The organism is Streptomyces smaragdinus, from assembly GCF_009604385.1.
Taxonomy (GTDB): Bacteria; Actinomycetota; Actinomycetes; order Streptomycetales; family Streptomycetaceae; genus Streptomyces; species Streptomyces smaragdinus.
Window position 1 is genome coordinate 63,713 of the sequence record NZ_WEGJ01000011.1, and the last position, 17,854, is coordinate 81,566.

Sequence of the window (17,854 nt, forward strand, 5' to 3'; positions counted from 1 at the left end):
GTTCGCTTGAATTATTCGAATAACTGTCTCCTTTTGTGTAAGGGACCGACGTAGGCTGCGCACGTGGCGGCGAACGAGTTAGAGGCGGTCCTGCTGGATCAGTTGACGCGCCTGGCCGGATGGGTGGCCGGCGTCATGCAGGAGGCCCTGGAGGGGTTCGGCCTCACCGTGCCGCAGGCCAACCTGCTGTGGGTCGTCGACCCCGCCACCGCCGCCGTCCCGCTGGGCAGGCTTGCCGCGCGGCTGCACTGCGACCCGTCGAACGTCACGCTGCTCTGCGCCCAGCTGGAGGAGAAGGGCCTGGCGGAGCGGCGGCCGTATCCGGGCGACGGCCGGGTACGGACCCTCGTCCTCACCGAACGCGGCGCCGACGCCCGCCGCCGGCTGCTGGCCCTGGTGGCCGCACGGTCCCCGTTCGCGGTGCTCGACGAGGACGAACGGCGCCGGCTGACGGCGATGCTCGCGAAGGCGCTCATGCCCCGCTGAGGCGCTCAAGGCGATCCACGGGGCCATGCGGCAGGAGCCGGCGCTGCTGCGCGCGGAGGTGGCCGCGGCCGCCGCCGGCGGGGCAGCCACCCTGATGGTTCTGCTGCGGGTCGACTGCCTCGCGTTCTGCCACGGTCTGGAGTTCCACCACACCGGTGAGGACCGCGGCGTCTTTCCGGCCGTCGAGGCCCGCCATCCGGAACCGGCCGAATCCCTGGCCCGGCGGAGGCGCATCTCGACCGCGAGGAGGAGCAGTTGGCCGACGTGCTGACCGCCGTGTGTCCGCCCGGCTTCGCTCCATCGTTCTTGCCTACCCCCCGGAGGTATGTTATACCTTCTCTCGTAGATACCCCCTGGGGGTATCTCTCACGGGAAGGGAAACCGTCATGTCGGCTGTCAATCCGCGGCGTTGGTGGGCGCTGGTCGTCCTCGCCGCCGCACAGTTCATGGTCATCATGGACACCTCGATCATCGGGGTCGCGCTCCCCGAGATGCAGCGGGATCTGGGCTTCTCGCAGGGCGACCTGCAGTGGGTCTTCAACGCGTACGTCGTCGCCTTCGGCGGGCTGCTGCTCCTCGGCGGCCGGCTCTCCGATCTGCTCGGCGCCCGGCGGGTGTTCACCGCGGGGTGGGCCGTGCTGATCGCCGGCTCGGTCGTCGCCGCGGCGGCGACGACCGCCTGGGCGGAGATCGTCGGCCGTGCGGTGCAGGGCGTCGGCGGGGCGCTGATCGCGCCGGCCGCGATGACCCTGCTGATGATCCTCTTCAGTCACGACCCGAAGGAACTCGGCAAGGCCCTCGCCCTGTACGGGGCCGCCGCTCCGGCCGGAGGCACCGCGGGGGTGTTCCTCGGGGGAGTCTTCACCGAATGGCTGAGCTGGCCCTGGGTCTTCGTCATCTATGTGCCGATCGGTCTGGCGACCCTCGCCGCGACCAAGGTGCTCCCCGCCGTCGGGTCCCGGCGCGGCGGAGTGGACGTGCTCGGCGCCGTCGCCGTCACCGCGGGTCTGGCGCTGGCCGTGTTCGCCGTGGTGCGGGCGCCCGAGGCCGGCTGGGGCGCGACGTCCACCGTCGTGCAACTGGCCGGGGCGGCCGCGCTGCTGGGAGCCTTCGTGGTCCTCCAGCGTGTCGTCCGCGCGCCGCTGATGCCGCTGGGCATCTGGCGCACCCCGGGTCTGGCCCCGGCGAACGCGGCGATGATGCTGCTGGGCGCCGCCTGGATCCCGATGTGGTACTTCCTCAACCTCTACCTCCAGCAGGTGCTCGGCTACGGGGCCTTCGCCAGCGGCGCCGCGCTGCTGCCGATGACCGTGCTGCTGATGGTCTTCATGACCACTCTCACCGCCCGGCTGATGGGCCGCTTCGGACCGAAGAAGATGATCGTCGGCGGGCTGCTGGTCCTGGCGGCCGGACTGGTGTGGCTCTCGGCGGTGGAGTCCACGGGCACCTTCGTGGTGGACGTGCTGCCGGCGTCGCTCGTCGCGGCGGCCGGGATGAGCCTCGCGTACATCCCCGGTCTGATGTCGGCGATGGCCGGCGCCCCGCCGGAGCAGGTGGGTCTGGCCTCGGGCATCGTCAACACCACCTACCAGGTCGGCTCGGCGCTGGGGCTGGCAGCCCTGACCGCCGTGGCCACCTCGCAGGGCGCGGGCTCGCCGGGCAACCTGCCGGAGCTGACCTCCGGCTTCAGCGCGGCGTTCCTGGGCGCGGCCGGGGTGGCCGCCGTCGGCGCGGTCCTCACGGCGCTGCTGATGGGGCGCGGACAGCGCGGCGGCGAGCAGGCTGCGGAGTCCGCGGAGTCCGCGGAGGAGCGGCGGCGGGAGACGATCGGCTGAACCGCCTCCACGCCACCGGGAGACGGCGGCGGCCACCGGCGGACGGTGGCCGCCGCCGTCGGTGTCGGTCCGGGATACCCCGGATGTCCTGAACCCGCTCCGGTTCATGGCGCCACCCCCAGGGCGTCGCGGGCCGCCCGGGCGAACCCGTCGGGGTTGTCCAGCATGATGTTGTGCCCGCAGTCCGCCACCGGCACCATCCGCACTCCCGCCGCCTCCAGTTCGGCGGCCCCCTGGAACGGGCCGTTCTCCTCCGGCCACAGGAACGTCCGCGGGATTTCCAGCCCGAGCAGCAGCTCGCGCATCACCGGAGCGCTGCCCCGGGTCAGCCCCACCGCGCTGCGATACAGCGCCCGCCGCCCGCACAGCCGTATCGTCGCCCACCAGTGCGCCCCCGCCAGCCGGCCGAACGCCTCCCAGCCGCCCCCGTGCACGAACTCCTCCTCCGCGTACGAGGCGATCCCCCGGCTCCCCGCCGACGACCGCGTCGGGACCAGCGCGTCGAGGTTGCCGTCCACCACCAGCAGCCGGGCGACCAGCTCCGGATGCCGCGCGGCCAGTACGATCGCCACCGCGCCGCCCATGCTGTGCCCGATCACCTCCGCGCCGGACACCCCCGCGGACCGCAGCGCCGCGGCCACCGCGTCCGCGTGGGACTCCAGGCTGTAGTCGAAGTCCGCCGGCCGGTCGCTCACCCCGAATCCCAGCATGTCGACGAGCAGCGAACGCCGCCCGGCGAGCAGCGGATGCGCCGCCGACCCCGCCCAGTACGCCGGGGCCGTCGCCCCGAGCCCCGAGAGATAGACCCGGGCGGGCCCCTCCCCGGCCAGCTCCGCCCACCGGATCCGGTCCCCGGCCTCGGTCACCACGGCGTCACGCATGAGATCGCTCCCCTCCTGGTCCGCGATCCCGTGTCGCGGAACATTCATACATCGATTCGAGGTATCTCGATACGAGGTACCATGGCATGCCCGAGCAACCGGACGCAAGAGGGTGTGGAAAACGTGCTGGAGCTCTCGATCCTCGGATTCCTCCACGAAGGACCGCTGCACGGCTATGAGCTCAAGGAACGGATCAGGGGCCTGAGCGGCCACGTCCGCCCGGTCAGCGACGGCTCGCTCTACCCGGCGATCAACCGCCTGGTCGGCGCCGGTCTGGTGGCCGAGTACTCCGAGCCGGGCGCGGGCGCGGCGCCCCGGCGGATGCTGTCGCTCATGGACAAGGGCAGGGCCAGACTCCGCGAGCGGCTGCGCTCACCCAAGCCGGTCGAGATCAGCGACACCCAGCGCTTCACCGTGGTGCTGGCGTTCCTGCGCCATCTCGAGGACCCCGCCGCGCAGGCCGCGGTGCTGAAGCGGCGGCTGGCACTCCTCGAGGAGCCGACCAGCTTCTTCTACGAGGACGGCGTGCCCGTACGGATGGAGGACGCCGGCGACCCGTTCCGGCAGGGCATGCTGCGGGTGGCCCGGGCCGCCGGGCGGGAGGAGAGGGCGTGGCTGCGCGAGGTCATCGGGCAACTGGAGGAGGGCGGTTGACGCCCGGTCACTGCTGGTACAGGCGCTCCGCGTAGGAGTCGCCGTAGTACTCCTCGAGCTCCTCCAGCGACCGCTCCGCCGCCTCGAGCGCCTTGACGAGCCGCGCGCGGCTCGGCACCGCCTCCGGGTTCCAGGTCTCCGGCTTCCAGGCGCCCGAACGCAGGAATGCCTTCGGGCAGTGGTGGAAGACCTGCTCGATCTCCACGACCAGGGCGAGTCGGGGCCGGTGCCCCTTGACGGTCATGTCGTCGAAGAACGGCGCGTCCCGCACGATCCGTGCGCGTCCGTTGACGCGCAGGGTGTCCGGCCGGCCGGGGAGTACGAAGAGCAGGCCCACGTGCGGGTTGGCCAGGATGTTCCGGTAGCCGTCGGCGCGCCGGTTGCCGGGCCGTTCCGGGAGGGCGATGGTGCGGTCGTCCAGGACCACCGTGAAGCCGGCGGGGTCCCCCTTCGGGGAGGCGTCGCACGCGCCGTCGGCGTCCGCCGTGGCCACGAACGCCAGGGGCGAGTGGGCGAGCCAGGCGCGGTCGAATTCCGTGAGGTGGTCGCGCTCCTTGGCCAGGGCCTGCGGCATGGGGGCGCCCAGCAGCGAACGGAGTTCGTCCTCGCTCGTGACCTCGACGAATGCGGCGGTGTCCATGTACGGCCCCCTGACCTCGATGACTTGATCGATTCCCGTTCATCATACGGATCGGCCCCCGTAGGCGGCGAGAGTGCTTGACTTCATACCCCCTGGGGGTATGCTGTGTCCTGTTGAGAGAGGGAGAGAGTCATGAACACAGCGGTCAAGGCGGGGATCTTCGCCGGCGGTCTCGCCGTCGTCTTCGGCGGGGCGTACGGGGTGGGCGGGGTGATCGGCCCGGAGGACGCCGGGGCGGAGCCGGCCGCCCACGGGGAGCACGCGGGGGAGGAGGAGACCGCGACCGGCCACGGCGGGCACGCGGAGGCCGGCGAGGTGCCCGGCGGGCTCCAGGTGTCCGAGGGCGGTTACACCCTCGACCTGCGGACCAGCCGGCTGCGGGCCGACCGCGAGAGCGAGCTGGCCTTCACGATCCTCGACGCGCACGGCAAGCCCGTCACGGCGTACGAGGAGGAGCACGAGAAGGAGCTCCACCTCATCCTCGCCGCCCGCGACCTGTCGACGTTCCGCCATGTGCACCCGGTCCGCGCGGCCGACGGCACCTGGAGCATCGACGTGAACCTGCCGACGGCCGGCGACTACCGGGTCTTCGCCGACTTCAAGCCCGCCGCGAAAGGCGCGAAGGCGCTCACGCTGGGCGCGGACCTCGCGGTGGCGGGCGCGTACAACCCGGCAAAGCTGCCGGAGCCGGACACGACCGCGACCGTCGACGGCTACACCGTCACCCTCGACGGCGGTCTGGCCGCGGGCGCCGGCCGGGACCTGAAGTTCCACGTCGAGAAGAGCGGCCGGCCCGTCACGGACCTGCAGCCCTACCTCGGGGCGTACGGCCATCTCGTCGCCCTGCGCACCGGCGACCTCGCCTATCTGCACGTCCACCCGAACGGCGAGCCCGGCGACGGCGCCACGAAGCCCGGCCCGGAGGTCTCCTTCGCGGCGACCGCGCCGAGCGACGGAACGTACCGGCTGTACCTCGACTTCAAGCACGAGGGCGAGGTCCGCACGGCGGCCTTCACGGTCCGTACGGGCACGGCGCCGCAGGCCGGCGACAGCCACGACGACGCCGGCCACTCCCACTGAAACGCTGAAACCCCCAAACCCCGAAAGGGGCCTACGTCCGCACCGGCACCCGCCTGACCTCCGCCGCCGCCAGCGTCAGATGCCCGCCCAGCGACCGCCCCTCCGGCGTCCGCGACGCCGCCAGCCCCGGGGACAGCCCGGCGGACGCGCGTAGCGCGACCGCACGGCGCTGGGCCCGCGCGGCGGCGTGCTTGCCCCGCAGATCGCCGGAGGCGGCCTGCACCTGGGCCAGCAGGTCGAAGGTCCGCGACGTCCAGTACGGGCTCGCCAGCCGGCTCCACACGGCCAGCGCCTGCCGTACCGCCTCCAGCGCGGCGTCCGCCCGTCCCGTGTGCAGCAGCAGATCCGCCCGCGAACGCAGCGCCAGGGCCTCCCCGAAGTGCTCGCCGAACCGGCGGTAGGCGGCGAGCGATTCGTCGATCATCCGCTCCCCGGCGGCCGACTCGCCCTGCGCGTCGAGGATGTGGCCGAGCCAGTGCAGCGCGTGGACCTCGCCGATCCGGTTGCCGTACTCCGCGCACAGCTCACGGCTGCGCACCACCCGCTCCCGGGCCGTGTCGAGCCGCCCCTCGGCGAGCGCGACGAGGCCCAGATAGCGCTCGGCGGTGGCGACGCCGCGCGGATGCCCGTCCTTGCGGGAGAGCGCCAGCGCCCGCTCGAACTCCTTGCGCGCGGCCTCCGGCTCACCCCGCTCCAGCTGGAGGCTGCCGAGCCCGCACCGGGCGTACGCCTCCGCCCGGGTGTGCCCCGCCGCCGTCGCGGTCCCGACCGCGCGCCGCAGACACGACACCGCCGCCCCGTACTGCCCGCGTACCCGCAGCAGCATGCCCAGACCTGCCGCCGCGGCCGCCTCGCCGGGATCCGGCCGCCGCCCGCCGCGGGGCGACGGGAGCCGTCCGTACGCGGCGAGGGACTGCCGGAAGGACGTCACCGCGTCGGCGTACCGGTCCTGCACGGTGTTGAGTTCACCCAGCGTCCGGTGGAGCACCGCCGTGCCCAGGGTGTCCTTCGCCGAACGGGCGGCCGCCAGCGCCGTCTCGTGGGTGTCGCGCCAGTCGTCGAAGTGCGCGGCGGTCTCGAAGTATCCCGCGAGGGACGACGCCAGCCGCCAGGCGACCGCCGCGTCCTGCCCGTCGCCCGCGGCGGACGCCTGCCGCACCAGTGCGCAGAGGGTCGCACGCTCGGCCTCCAGCCACTGCAGCGGACCCGTCGGCGAGGCGAAGCGGTCGTCCCCCGCGCGCCACGGGCGGGGCTGCGGCAGGTGCGCGGGCGAACCGAGGCCGGAGCCCAGCGCCGCCTCCGCCGACCGGGCCAGGTCCAGATACGCCGCGTACACCCGGCCCACGGCGGCCCGGCGTTCCTCCGCGGACTCCTCGGCGGCCGCCCGTTCGCGCGCGAACAGCCGGACGAGGTCGTGCAGCCGGTAGCGCGGCTCGCCGTCCGGTGAGCCGGGCCCGGTGACCTCCACCAGATGGGCGTCCACCAGCGTGTCCAGGGCCCGCTCCGCCCGCGGCGACGGCCGGTCCAGCAGCGCGCCCGCGACCCATCCGGGCACCGCCGGGGTGTCCAGCAGCCCGAGCAGCCGCAGGGCGCGCCGGGCGCCGTCGTCCAGCGTCTCGTAGCTCTGCGACACGCTGGCGCGCACCTCGAGGTCACCGGCCACCAGTTCGTCCAGCCGCCGGTGTTCGTCGTCCAGGGCGTCCGCCAGCCGCGGCAGGGACAGATGGCGGCGGGTGGCGAGCCGGGCGCCAGCGATCCGCAGCGCCAGCGGCAGGTTGCCGCACCGCGCGGCGATCCGTGCGGCGGCCGCCGGATCGCGCCGCGGCCGGTCGTCGCCGACGGCCCGCGCCAGCAGCTCCAGCGCCTCGCCGTCGCCCAGCAGCCCCAGGTCGATGCGGACGGCGCCCTCCAGGCCGGCCAGCCCCGCGCGGCTGGTGACGATGACCGCGCTGCCGCCCGTGCCGGGGAGCAGGGGGCGCACCTGCCGTTCGCCCCGCGCGTTGTCGAGCAGGACGAGGGTGCGGCGGTCGGCGAGTTCGGCGCGGTAGCGGCGGGCGCGTTCGTGCAGCCCGTCCGGGATCGCCGTGGCCGTCGTCCCCAGGGACTTCAGCAGGGACGCCAGCGCGTCGCAGGGATCGGCCGCCCGGTTGTCGCCGGTGCGCAGATCCGTGTGCAGCTGTCCGTCGGGGAACGCCGCGCGCAGCAGATGCGCCGCGTGGACGGCGAACGCGGACTTGCCCGCGCCCGCGACACCCGTCACCACGACGACACGCGGCACCCGGGTCTCCGCCGTCAGCGCCTGCTGCACCGCGGCCAGCGGCTCGCGCCGGCCCACGAAGTCCGGTACCCCGGCGGGCAGCTGACAGGGCGCCGCCCGGCGGGCCGTCCGCGAGGTGCCCAGCACCTGCGCGTGCACCCGCTGCAGCTCCTCGCCGGGCTCGACGCCCAGCTCCGTCACCAGGACCCGCCGGGCGCGCACATACGCCTGCAGCGCGTCCGAGCGCCGTCCCGACCGGTGCAGCGCCAGCATCAGCCGGGCCCACAGCGGTTCGCGCAGCGGATGTTCGGCGACCAGCGCGCCCAGTTCGGTGGCCAGTTCGGCGCTGCGCCCGGCGGCCAGCTTCGCGTCCGCCAGGCCCTCCCACACCGTCAGCCGGCACTCCGCGAGCCGGGCCGCCTCGGTGCGGATCACCGGCCCCGGCGGTACGTCGCACAGCGCCGGGCCGCGCCACAGCGACAGCGCCTGGGCGAGCAGCCCGACGGCCCGTTCCGCCCGTCCCTCCTCCAGCGCGGCGCGGCCGCTCTCGGCCAGCGTGCGGAACCGGTCGGCGTCCGTGTCGCCGGGCGCCACGTCCAGTTCGTAACCGCCGGGCCGGGTGCGCAGGCCCACGCCCGCGTCGCCCAGACCGCGGCGCAGCCGGTGCACGTACACCTGCAGCGACTTGGCCGCCGAGTCGGGGACCTGCTCGCCCCACAGCTCGGAGATCAGCGCGTCGCTGGAGACGAACCGGCCGTTGTTCACGATCAGCCGGGCCAGCAGGGCCCGTTGTTTGGCGGCGCTGAGCTGCAGCCACCGCGTGCCGTCGAAGACGTCGAGGCGTCCAAGGATCCGAAAGCGCATCACACCGCCAGGGGGGTCACGGTCGTCACGAACTCCGGACCCTGCCCGGTCCATTGAGAGCAACCATCTGGCGCCCCGCCGTACATGTCAAGAACCTCACACGGCGCCCGACTCACCAGCCGCGCAACCGGTACGCAACCGAACCGCTTCGCGACTGCCGTACACAGGGCCTCACCCGCTGTCTTTTCTCCTGACGAATGACGAGTAGGAGCCCACCCCGATGCGACTGCGCACCCCACTGCGCCGCGGTGCCGCCTGGGCGGCCGCCCTGGCCGGCCTGGCGGCCCTCGCCGGCCCGCCCGCGGCCGCCGCGGCGCCCGCGTCCGACGGCACCCGGACCGTGGCCTACCACGGTTACCGGATCACCGTCCCGGACGACTGGCGGGTGGTCGATCTGACCGCGAACCCGCGCGCCTGCGTACGGTTCGACCGGCCCGCCGTCTACCTCGGCGCGCCGGGCGAGGACAACGACTGCCCGGCACACCTCGTCGGCCGTACCGCCGGAGTCGTCGTCGAGCCGATCGACGCCCGCTCCGCCCGCCACGCCGGCCGGGCCACCGCCCACGCCGCGCGCGGCAAGGCACACGCGCCGGGGGCCGCCTCCAGCAACGACACCATCCAGGTCGCCGTCGAGGACGCCGGCGTCCTGGTGACCGCCGCCCACACCCCGCAGTCCGAGGGCCTGGTACGCGGCGTCCTGACCACCGCGAAGCTCGACAAGGGCGCCGTGCGGACCGCACTGCCCGCCCCCGCCCCGGAGACGAGCACGCTGGCGGCGGCCGGTCCGCAGCCGGGCGCCTACAACGGCAGGGGCTTCGACGCCTGCGCCGCGCCGTCCACCGCCGCCATGAACGCCTGGCAGGCGAGCTCCCCGTACAGCGCCGTCGGCGTCTACATCAGCGGCTCCTTCCGCGGCTGCTCGCAGCCCAACCTGACGGCGAGCTGGGTGACCAGCCAGACCAACAACGGCTGGCGGCTGTTCCCCATCGACGTCGGCCGCCAGGCGCCCTGCACGTCCTTCTCGCTGAAGATGTCCACCGACCCGGCCACCGCCAAGTCGCAGGGCGTCACCGCCGCGGCCGCCGCCATCACCGCCGCGGCGAACCTCGGCATCCCGGCCGGCAGCGCGATCTACAGCGACATCGAGGGCTACGCCTCGACGGCCTCCTGCAAGGCGTCCGTCCTGTCGTACCTCAGCGGCTGGACGCAGCGGCTGCACCAGAGCGGCTATCTGTCGGGCTTCTACTCCAGCGCCTCCTCCGGCATCCGCGACGCCGCCGCCGAGTACAACAACACCGCCTACACCCGCGTCGACCACCTCTACTACGCCTGGTGGAACGGTGTCGCCGACACCAACACCGGCTCGTACGTGCCCTCCACCTACTGGGCGAACCACCAGCGGATCCACCAGTACGCGGGTGAGGTCACCGAGTCGTACGGCGGCTACTCGATCAACATCGACCGCGACCAGCTGGACCTGGGCACCGGCACCACCCCGCCCACACCCACCTGCACCGGCGTGAACATCGACTTCACCGCGTACGGCACCATCAAGAGCGGATCGTCCGGCAGCCTCGTCACGGCCGCCCAGTGCCTGCTGAAGGCCGCCGGCTACGACCCGGGCACGCCGGACGGGAGCTTCGGCCCCAACACCACCGCCGCCACCGTCAGTTTCCAGGCCAGCCGGGGCCTGACCGCGGACGGGGTCATCGGTCCGAAGTCGTGGACGGCGCTGCTGTCGCGCGGCACCACCCCGGTCATCAAGAGCGGCGCAACCGGTGAGCCCGTCCAGCGGCTGCAGCGGGCGCTGACGGCGGCGCTCGGCCGGACGATCGCGATCGACGGCTCCTTCGGCCCGGCCACGGACGCGGCGGTGCGCGACTACCAGTCGTCCCGCGGGCTCGCCGTCGACGGTGTCGTCGGTGCGGCCTCCTGGGGCGCGCTGCAGGCCGGACGGTGACCGGGATGAAGCGTCTGCTGCGGCTCGGGGCGCTGCTGGCGGCCGCCGTGCTGCTGCTCTTCGGCCAGGGGAGCACGGCGAGCGCGTACGGGCAGGCGTTCTTCCCCACGCAGAGCGGTGGTAACCGCGGTTCGGACGTCGTGGCCCTGCAGCACCTCCTCAACCAGGCCGGGCAGTCCGTCGGGACGGACGGCGTCTTCGGCTCCGGTACGACGACGGCGGTGCGGGCCTTCCAGACGGCGCGGGGGCTCGGGGTCGACGGCATCGTCGGCCCGGCGACCTGGGGCGCGCTGGCGGTCACCGTCCGCCAGGGTGACAACGGCTCCGCGGTGAAGGCCGTGCAGTCGCTCCTCAACGCCAAACGGGGCTCCGGTCTCGCGGTCGACGGGGCGTTCGGTCCGGCGACCGAGTCGGCGGTACGGACCTTCCAGTCGCACGCCGGGATCGGCGCCGACGGGATCGTCGGCCCGACGACGTGGAAGAACCTCCTCTGGCACTACGAGAACGTCTCCTTCGCCGGCGGCGCCCTGTGCGCCCAGAGCCCCGACGGCAACGCCGGTGCCCACTGGGGGACGGCGGCCGGGGTCGCCCAGCTGGAGGCCGCCGCGGCGGCCTTCGCGGGGACGGGCAACGGCGCTGTCCCCGCGGGCGACAGCGGGTTCGAGCACGGCGGGACCATACCCGGGCACGCCAGCCACGACGTCGGGATGGACTTCGACGTGTGGCCGGTCCGTACGGACTCCGCGCAGTGCACCGCCGGACGGATCACGTGGCAGTCGTCCACGTACGACCGGGCGGGAACCCGGCAGCTGCTGCAGGCGATCCGGGCGGCGGCCCCCGGGCACGTGAAGCTCGTTTTCTTCAACGATCCGCAGCTGATCGCGGAGGGACTGACGACGCAGTACGCGAACCACGACAACCATCTGCACATCCGCTACTGCGAGAAGGTCCATCCCAGCTCGCTGTACGACTGCTGACAAGGCAACCGAGGGGGCCGGTGTGCGCACCGGCCCCCTCGGCATGTCTCACAGATCCCGGACGTAGCGCCGCTCCCCGGCGAACCGCCGATAGCCCAGCCGCCTGTTGACCGCCAGCATCGGCGCGTTCGAATCGTCGTTCCCCGTGAAGGCGTCCGTGATCCCGGCGGCCCGCGCCCGGCCCAGGGAGTCGATCTTGGCGAGGGTCGCCAGCCCGCGCCCCCGGTACGCGCGGCCCGTTCCCGTGCCCCGTGAGGCCAGCCGGGTGCGGCCGTCCGTCTCGACGTACGAGTGCGCTGCCGGCACCCCGTCCACGACCACGACGGTGCTCAGCTCCTGGTCGATGCCGCCGTGGACGAAGGTGTCCGCGAACCAGTCGTCGAAGTCCATGGCGTCACTGGCCACATCCCCCGGCTCGTCCTCCACCGTCTGGCACTCCAGGGCGAACAGCGGCCGCGGATCGCCGCGGAAGGAGCCCAGCGGACGCAGCTGTGTGCCGGACGGCGGCGCGGCCGGCGGGAGCGGGGCGTGCGCCAGATCGAGGCGCAGGACGTGTGCGACGCGGGAGGAGGCGTAGCCGCGGTGCTCGGCGAACGACCGGGAGGGCTCCTCGTCCATGACCCAGCTGTGCATCCGCACCACGCCGAAGCCGCGTACGTACCGCTCGGCCTCGGCCAGCAGCGCGCCGCCCGCACCCGCGCGGCGGTGGTCCGGATGCACCTGCGGGTTGGCGAACGCCTGTCCGGGCTCGGACGTGTCGTGCTGCAGCCCGGTCTGACCGGCACCCACGACGACGCCGTCGGCCTCGGCGACCAGCAGCCGCAGCCGCTGGGCGGCGGGCGCGCCCGCCACGGACTCGGCCAGGGCCTCGGGCGTCTGGACCAGGAACGGCACGGCGGCGCGCCGCACCGCCATCACGGCCGGGGCGTCCCCGGGGCGGAAATCACGGATGATCAGAGGCATGGGGCGGCACGATACGTCCGGCGGGACCGGGCCGCATCCGGATAACCGGCGGGCCCCGGTCCCGTTCAGCGCCGCTCGTAGGCCGCCCGTACCGCGTCCTGGGCCGTGCGCAGGGCTTCCGCCTCGTCCAGGCCGAGCCGGCGGGCCCGCTGGGCGAACGCCTGCGCGGCCGCGGCCGCCTCCTTCGCCGCCGCGTCACCGGCCGCGGCGACGAACGTGCCGTTGCGGCCGCGGGTCTCGATGACGCCGTCCGCCTCCAGCGCCCGGTAGGCCTTCGCGACCGTGTTCGCGGCCAGCCGCAGCTGCTCCGCGAGCCCCCGTACCGTCGGCAGCTTGTGTCCCGCGGGCAGGACACCGCTGAGCGCGGCCTGGGCGATCTGGGCGCGTACTTGCTCGAACGGCGCCTCCGGGGCGGTGCCGTCCACGTGGATCTTCAGGCTCATACGGCCATTGTCCCCTCTGTCTCACGGGCTCCGTCGCATCGCGCGGCACTGCCGGGCCGGGACCCCCGTACCCGGCCCGGCACCACCGGTTCAGGGACGGAGCTTGGCCAGCGCGGTCGCGGTGGTCGCCTCGAACGCCGGCACCGGGGCGTCCGCGAAGCCGCCCATCTGGCTCCACTCCACGACGGTGACCGTCCGCCCGCTGCGGCCGACGCCGAACAGCGCGATGCCGTACTCCGACTCGGGCGGCGCCGTCGCCACGCCGTACACCCGCGCGCCGTCCGCCGCGGACACCGTGCCGTAGTCCCGCCAGTCGGCCCACGCGCCGGGGAACCGCTCCCGGAAGTCCGCGGCGCAGTCGCGCACCGACGCCGACAGCCTCGCCGCCAGCCGCTTCGCCTCCCCGGTGCCGCGCGCCTCGAACGCGAGCTGGCGCGCCGTCGTGTCGAGCTCCGTCCAGAACTCCCGGTACGAGGCCCCCCGCTCCGGCAGCACGCCGTCCTCCAGACAGAACGCCGGGTAGTCGGGCAGCCCCGCCGTCACCGGACCCGCGGACCAGGCGGACGCCGGATGCGGCGGCAGTTCGCCCGGCTCCAGGAAGACCGGCGCGCCCGTCCGGAGGTGATGCCCGTGCGCCGCCGCCGAGGGCTGCGCGGCGGCGTCCTGTTGTGTCACTCCCACGGCGAACGCCGTGGCGGCGACGGCCACCACGGCCACCACCGCCCGGCCGAGCCGCTTACCGCTGTACATGATCGTCCCCGTTCGCTCGAGGTGTTGCCGGTCTTCACCCTGCGGACCCTCCGGAACCGATCGCAAGGGCGGGGCGTCGATACGGGAAAGTGGAACGGATACGGCTGCCCCACCAGCGGGAACTCCCGTCCCATGGAATGCTCTCCCGGGACGGGGAAGAGGGGTGGCACACGTGAGGGGCACCAGCAGGGAGGAGTTCGCGGCCTTGTTGCGCGAACTCAAGACCCGCTCCGGCCGCAGCTACGGAGCGCTCGCCGCCCGGCTGCACGTGAGCACGTCCACCCTGCACCGCTACTGCAACGGGGACGCGGTCCCCACCGCCTACGCCCCCGTGGAGCAGCTCGCCCGGCTCTGCGGGGCGAGCCCCGAGGAACTCCTCGAGCTCCACCGCCGCTGGCTGCGCGCCGACGCGACCCGCAAGCTGTCCGCCGCGCCCCCGCAGCCGCCGGCGGCCCCCGAACCCGAACCGGCACCCGTCGAGGAGCCCGGGCCGCAACCGGCCTCCCGTTTCGCGCGGTTCCGCCGCCGGCTGCTGCTGCCCGGCGCCCTGGGCGCCTCCCTCGTCCTGCTGCTCGCCGCCTCCGCGGTGAACCGGGACGACACCCCCGCCGCCCGCCACCGCGGCGACGGCACGAACCTCGCGGCCGGACAGAGCCCGCGCCCGGACCGGTCCGCCGCCCCCGCCCCGACGGCGTCCGCCCGCCCGGCGTCGCCGTCCCCCTCGCACGGGAAGACGGACAAGAGTCCCGGCGGTGGCGGCCGTTCGGCCGCGGCGAAGAGCGACAAGCGGGGCGACGGGCGGACGGCGGCCGACCCCGTCGGCTGGACCGTCCGCTCCCACCTCTGGTACGCGGGCTGCGGGCACACGTACCTGATCGGCAAGGACCCCGCCGGCGTCCCGCCGCCCCCGGTGCAGCAGCACGCCGATACGTGGGCGCGCACCCAGGGCGCCGTGCACGGCGGCCAGACGATCGTCGAGGCGGTGCTGAGCCCGCGTGACGGGCAGCCGGTGGTCATCACCGACGTGCACGTACGGATCGCCGGCCGTACGGCGCCGGTGGCCTGGAACGCGTACGACATGTCCGACGGCTGCGGGGGCGCGCTGTCCGAGGCGACGTACACCGTGGACCTGGACGTCGAACGGCCCGTCCCCCACCCCCAGGACGGCTTCGACGGCGAGCACACGCTGCCGCTGGCGAAGCTGCCGTACCGCATCGCCGACGACGATCCGCTGGCGCTGCGCGTCGAGGCGAACACCGAGTCCTACGACACGCGGTGGTACCTCGAGGTCGAGTGGAGCCGCGGCGACGCGACGGGCGTCACCCGGATCGACGACAACGGCACTCCGTTCCGCACGAGCGGATACGAGGGGCGGCCTCTCTACCGGTTCGCCGGAGACGCGGGATGGATCAAGCCTCCGTCCGACTAGCCGGCTCCGGGGGCTCCTCCAGCGCGAAGGCGTCGAGCACGCGGCCGATCGCCCGGGCGAAGAAGGCCTCGTAGTCGACCGGTTCGGCGGAGGCGGCGGCCAGCACCGCGGCCAGATGCGGGTAGGCGCCGGTGGCCAGCCGGTCGGTGAGATACGCGGCGCGCACCGCCTGCTCCTGCTCGGGGGTCCAGGGCAGGCTGCGGGCGTGTTCGGCGGTGGCCAGTTCGTTCGTCACGTACGCCGTCACCGTGGCGTTGACCGTCGCGAGCAGCTCCATCTTGGTGCCGGGGGGCACCCGCAGCGGCTCGAGCCCCGCCAGGAAGTGGTCGATCCAGCGCATCGCGTTCGGGGTGAAGCCGTACGCGGTGCTGTCCACCAGCCGCAGCAGCCAGGGGTGGCGGCGCATCAGATCCCGGCTGTCCGCCGCCAGCCGCAGCACGTTCGCCCGCCAGTCGTCGCCCGGTTCGGCGGTGAGGTCGTACTCGGCGCTGACCGCGTCGACCATCAGCTCGTGCAGGTCCTCCTTGCGCGGCACGTAGTTGTAGAGCGACATCGTGCCGGCGCCGATCTCCGCCGCGATCCGGCGCATCGAGACGGCGTCCAGTCCGTCGGCGTCGGCGACCCGTACCGCGGCCGCGGCGATCTCCTCGCGGGAGTGGGCCGGCCGCGGACCGCGTCCCGTCCGCTGCGGGCGCGTCCAGATCACACCGGGCTCGACGTCGGGCATGGGGCCACCTCCACGGGCCATGCTACGGACACCCGGCTTCACCGTACGCCGTACGGAGTACGTGCTACCGTGGGGGCATGGATACTACGTACGCTGTACTTAGTGAGCGGATCGAGAAACGCTTCGGCGACATCCACGCCCTGCGGGGGCTCGACCTCGCCGTCCCGCGGGGCACCGTCTGCGGCGTCCTCGGGCCCAACGGCGCCGGGAAGACCACCGCCGTCCGGGTCCTGACCACCCTCCTGGAGCCGGACGCCGGCCACGCCCGGGTCGCCGGGCGGGACGTCGTACGGGAGGCCGCCGAGGTGCGCCGGGTGATCGGCGTCACCGGCCAGCGGACGTCCCTCGACGAGGACCTCTCCGGACGGGAGAATCTGCGCCTCTTCGCCGCCCTGCGGCGGCTGCGCGGGGGAGCGGGGCGGGCGCGGGCGGACGAGGCGCTGGGGGAGTTCGGCCTGGAGGACGCCGCCGACCGGCCCGTACGGACCTACTCCGGCGGCATGCGGCGCCGGCTGGACCTCGCCGCCTGTCTGCTCGCCCGTCCCGAGGTGCTCTTCCTCGACGAGCCGAGCACCGGACTCGACCCCGCCGCCCGCGGCCGCGTCTGGGAGACGATCCGCAAGGCGGCCGCCGAGGGCACGACCGTGCTGCTCACCACCCAGTATCTGGAGGAGGCCGACCAGCTGGCCGACGACATCGTGCTGATCGACCACGGCCGCGCCGCCCACACCGGCACCCCCGCCGAGCTGAAGGCCAGGATCGGCTCGTACGCCGAGGTCGTCGTCGCCGACCGTGCCGCCCTCGCGGGCGCCGCCGTGGTCCTCGGCCCCCTCACCGGCGCCGAGCCCGTACTGGACGAGTCCCGGCTCGCCGTCGGCGCGGTGGCCGCCGACCCGGCGCTCACCCTGCCCCGTATCGTCCGCGAACTCGACGCGGCCGGCGTGCCCGTCGTCGACGCCGCCCTGCGCCCGCCCACCCTCGACGAGGTCTTCCTCGCCCTCACCGACCGGGAGCCCGCCGTATGAGCACCGACTTCCTCCTCGACAGCCGCGCCATGGCCGGCCGCCAGCTCCGCCGCGCCCGCCGCAACCCCGGGCTGATCGCCGTCACCCAGGCGATGCCCCTGATGCTGCTGCTGTTCTTCGGCTACGTCTTCGGCAGCACCGTCGCGCTGCCCGGCGGCGCCGACTACCGCACGTACATCGTTCCCGGCCTGTTCGCCGTGACCGCCGCCGGCGGTCTGGTCACCGGCATGCTGACCGCCGCGGCCGACTCGCGGCGGGGGGTGCTGGAGCGGCTGCGGTCACTGCCGATGAGCCGGACGGCGGTGCCGCTCGGACAGGCCTGCGCGGACGTGCTGCTCACGGCGGTGGGCCTGGTGCCGCTGCTCGCCGTGGGATACGCCGTCGGCTGGCGGATCGAGGCGGGCGCCGCCTTTGCGCTCGCCGCGGCCGGGCTGCTGCTGCTCCTGCGCTTCACCACCGCGTGGATCGGCTTCCACCTGGGCATGGCCGTCGGTTCGGAGGAGGCCGCCGGACAGCTCGCCAGCACCACCTTCGTGCTGCAGCTGCTCTCCAACGCCTATGTGCCGGCCGCCGGACTGCCGGGCTGGCTGCGGACGGTCGTCGAATGGAACCCGCTCAGCGCGTACACCACCGCCACCCGCGAGCTGTTCGGCTCCGCCGTCCCAGGGCTGGACGACGCGGCGGGCGCCGCCTGGCCGATGACCCATCCGGTCGCCGCGTCACTGCTGTGGTCCGCGGTGCTGCTCGCGGTGTTCGTGCCGCTGGCCGTACGCCGTTACGCGCGGACGACAGCGCGCTGAACAGACAAACCCACCCGCCCGAGGAAGATCACTTTGTCGACTTGTGGGCCGGGAAAAAGAGCGGGCGGACACGCCGATGCCGG

At 74.0% G+C, this 17,854-nt stretch carries 17 protein-coding genes; 10 read left to right on the plus strand and 7 right to left on the minus strand.

Going from position 1 to position 17,854, the window contains the following annotated elements; genetic code table 11:
- Positions 1-63 precede the first annotated feature (63 nt).
- The 3 genes from SRB5_RS16680 to SRB5_RS16690 all read left to right on the plus strand — a co-directional run bounded on the left by SRB5_RS16680 (position 64) and on the right by SRB5_RS16690 (position 2,321).
- On the plus strand, positions 64-486 hold the full coding sequence (locus tag SRB5_RS16680; RefSeq protein WP_153452773.1) for a MarR family winged helix-turn-helix transcriptional regulator: 423 nt from the start codon (positions 64-66) through the stop codon (positions 484-486).
- 25 nt (positions 487-511) lie between these two features.
- A complete protein-coding gene (locus SRB5_RS16685; RefSeq protein ID WP_153452774.1) occupies positions 512-757 on the plus strand; it encodes a hypothetical protein in 246 nt (81 codons plus the stop codon).
- Between the two features lie 115 nt (positions 758-872).
- Positions 873-2,321 carry an MFS transporter gene (locus SRB5_RS16690; RefSeq protein WP_153452775.1) on the plus strand — a complete coding sequence of 483 codons (1,449 nt, stop codon included), beginning with the start codon at positions 873-875 and terminating at the stop codon, positions 2,319-2,321.
- Positions 2,322-2,425: 104 nt separating this feature from the next.
- On the opposite strand, the gene SRB5_RS16695 is transcribed toward SRB5_RS16690, so the two are convergent.
- Positions 2,426-3,202, minus strand: a complete 777-nt coding sequence (locus SRB5_RS16695; RefSeq protein ID WP_153452776.1) for an alpha/beta fold hydrolase — start codon at positions 3,200-3,202, stop codon at positions 2,426-2,428.
- 123 nt (positions 3,203-3,325) lie between these two features.
- On the opposite strand from SRB5_RS16695, the gene SRB5_RS16700 reads away from it, so the two are divergent.
- On the plus strand, positions 3,326-3,856 hold the full coding sequence (locus SRB5_RS16700) for a PadR family transcriptional regulator (protein ID WP_323378018.1): 531 nt from the start codon (positions 3,326-3,328) through the stop codon (positions 3,854-3,856).
- A 7-nt stretch (positions 3,857-3,863) separates the two neighbouring features.
- On the opposite strand, the gene SRB5_RS16705 is transcribed toward SRB5_RS16700, so the two are convergent.
- Positions 3,864-4,496 (minus strand): pyridoxamine 5'-phosphate oxidase family protein, encoded by a 633-nt coding sequence (locus SRB5_RS16705; RefSeq protein ID WP_153452778.1) that lies wholly within the window; start codon positions 4,494-4,496, stop codon positions 3,864-3,866.
- Between the two features lie 132 nt (positions 4,497-4,628).
- Between SRB5_RS16705 and SRB5_RS16710 the strand changes: the two genes are divergently transcribed.
- Positions 4,629-5,576, plus strand: coding sequence for a hypothetical protein (locus SRB5_RS16710; RefSeq protein WP_153452779.1), 948 nt, complete (start codon positions 4,629-4,631; stop codon positions 5,574-5,576).
- 31 nt (positions 5,577-5,607) lie between these two features.
- Here the strand turns inward: SRB5_RS16710 and SRB5_RS16715 are convergent, their stop codons facing one another.
- Positions 5,608-8,697, minus strand: a complete 3,090-nt coding sequence (locus tag SRB5_RS16715) for an AfsR/SARP family transcriptional regulator (protein WP_153452780.1) — start codon at positions 8,695-8,697, stop codon at positions 5,608-5,610.
- Between the two features lie 220 nt (positions 8,698-8,917).
- Between SRB5_RS16715 and SRB5_RS16720 the strand changes: the two genes are divergently transcribed.
- On the plus strand, positions 8,918-10,657 hold the full coding sequence (locus SRB5_RS16720) for a glycoside hydrolase domain-containing protein (RefSeq protein WP_153452781.1): 1,740 nt from the start codon (positions 8,918-8,920) through the stop codon (positions 10,655-10,657).
- A gap of 5 nt (positions 10,658-10,662) precedes the next feature.
- Complete coding sequence (locus tag SRB5_RS16725) at positions 10,663-11,634, plus strand: penicillin-insensitive murein endopeptidase (RefSeq protein ID WP_153452782.1); 972 nt, start codon at positions 10,663-10,665, stop codon at positions 11,632-11,634.
- A gap of 48 nt (positions 11,635-11,682) precedes the next feature.
- Here the strand turns inward: SRB5_RS16725 and SRB5_RS16730 are convergent, their stop codons facing one another.
- From SRB5_RS16730 to SRB5_RS16740, 3 genes are all read right to left on the minus strand, one after another.
- On the minus strand, positions 11,683-12,597 hold the full coding sequence (locus tag SRB5_RS16730; RefSeq protein ID WP_153452783.1) for a GNAT family N-acetyltransferase: 915 nt from the start codon (positions 12,595-12,597) through the stop codon (positions 11,683-11,685).
- 65 nt (positions 12,598-12,662) lie between these two features.
- Entirely contained in the window at positions 12,663-13,040 is a 378-nt protein-coding gene (locus SRB5_RS16735; protein WP_153452784.1) for a GntR family transcriptional regulator, read from the minus strand.
- 90 nt (positions 13,041-13,130) lie between these two features.
- Entirely contained in the window at positions 13,131-13,790 is a 660-nt protein-coding gene (locus SRB5_RS16740; protein ID WP_153452785.1) for a hypothetical protein, read from the minus strand.
- Between the two features lie 163 nt (positions 13,791-13,953).
- On the opposite strand from SRB5_RS16740, the gene SRB5_RS16745 reads away from it, so the two are divergent.
- Positions 13,954-15,219: a helix-turn-helix domain-containing protein gene (locus tag SRB5_RS16745; protein ID WP_323378019.1), complete on the plus strand. Its 1,266-nt coding sequence runs from the start codon at positions 13,954-13,956 to the stop codon at positions 15,217-15,219.
- Here the strand turns inward: SRB5_RS16745 and SRB5_RS16750 are convergent.
- A complete protein-coding gene (locus SRB5_RS16750) occupies positions 15,200-15,946 on the minus strand; it encodes a TetR/AcrR family transcriptional regulator (protein WP_153452787.1) in 747 nt (248 codons plus the stop codon). The two genes, SRB5_RS16745 and SRB5_RS16750, sit on opposite strands and share 20 nt — an antisense overlap.
- Before the next feature lie 77 nt (positions 15,947-16,023).
- Here SRB5_RS16750 and SRB5_RS16755 point away from each other — a divergent pair, with 77 nt between their 5' ends.
- On the plus strand, positions 16,024-16,971 hold the full coding sequence (locus tag SRB5_RS16755) for an ATP-binding cassette domain-containing protein (protein WP_153452788.1): 948 nt from the start codon (positions 16,024-16,026) through the stop codon (positions 16,969-16,971).
- The gene (locus tag SRB5_RS16760; protein WP_153452789.1) at positions 16,968-17,771 is read left to right on the plus strand and encodes an ABC transporter permease; all 804 of its coding nucleotides are present in this window, start codon (positions 16,968-16,970) and stop codon (positions 17,769-17,771) included. Before SRB5_RS16755 ends, SRB5_RS16760 begins: the two co-directional genes overlap by 4 nt.
- Positions 17,772-17,854 lie beyond the last annotated feature (83 nt).

Bases quoted from the DNA above. Each gene is read 5' to 3' on its own strand.
- SRB5_RS16695 (WP_153452776.1), bottom strand. From the start codon at position 3,202: ATGCGTGACGCCGTGGTGACCGAGGCCGGGGACCGGATCCGGTGGGCG.
- SRB5_RS16730 (WP_153452783.1), bottom strand. From the start codon at position 12,597: ATGCCTCTGATCATCCGTGATTTCCGCCCCGGGGACGCCCCGGCCGTG.
- SRB5_RS16710 (WP_153452779.1), top strand. From the start codon at position 4,629: ATGAACACAGCGGTCAAGGCGGGGATCTTCGCCGGCGGTCTCGCCGTC.
- SRB5_RS16725 (WP_153452782.1), top strand. From the start codon at position 10,663: ATGAAGCGTCTGCTGCGGCTCGGGGCGCTGCTGGCGGCCGCCGTGCTG.
- SRB5_RS16690 (WP_153452775.1), top strand. From the start codon at position 873: ATGTCGGCTGTCAATCCGCGGCGTTGGTGGGCGCTGGTCGTCCTCGCC.
- SRB5_RS16740 (WP_153452785.1), bottom strand. From the start codon at position 13,790: ATGTACAGCGGTAAGCGGCTCGGCCGGGCGGTGGTGGCCGTGGTGGCC.
- SRB5_RS16685 (WP_153452774.1), top strand. From the start codon at position 512: ATGCGGCAGGAGCCGGCGCTGCTGCGCGCGGAGGTGGCCGCGGCCGCC.
- SRB5_RS16720 (WP_153452781.1), top strand. From the start codon at position 8,918: ATGCGACTGCGCACCCCACTGCGCCGCGGTGCCGCCTGGGCGGCCGCC.
- SRB5_RS16755 (WP_153452788.1), top strand. From the start codon at position 16,024: ATGGATACTACGTACGCTGTACTTAGTGAGCGGATCGAGAAACGCTTC.
- SRB5_RS16735 (WP_153452784.1), bottom strand. From the start codon at position 13,040: ATGAGCCTGAAGATCCACGTGGACGGCACCGCCCCGGAGGCGCCGTTC.
- SRB5_RS16715 (WP_153452780.1), bottom strand. From the start codon at position 8,697: ATGCGCTTTCGGATCCTTGGACGCCTCGACGTCTTCGACGGCACGCGG.
- SRB5_RS16750 (WP_153452787.1), bottom strand. From the start codon at position 15,946: ATGCCCGACGTCGAGCCCGGTGTGATCTGGACGCGCCCGCAGCGGACG.
- SRB5_RS16760 (WP_153452789.1), top strand. From the start codon at position 16,968: ATGAGCACCGACTTCCTCCTCGACAGCCGCGCCATGGCCGGCCGCCAG.
- SRB5_RS16705 (WP_153452778.1), bottom strand. From the start codon at position 4,496: ATGGACACCGCCGCATTCGTCGAGGTCACGAGCGAGGACGAACTCCGT.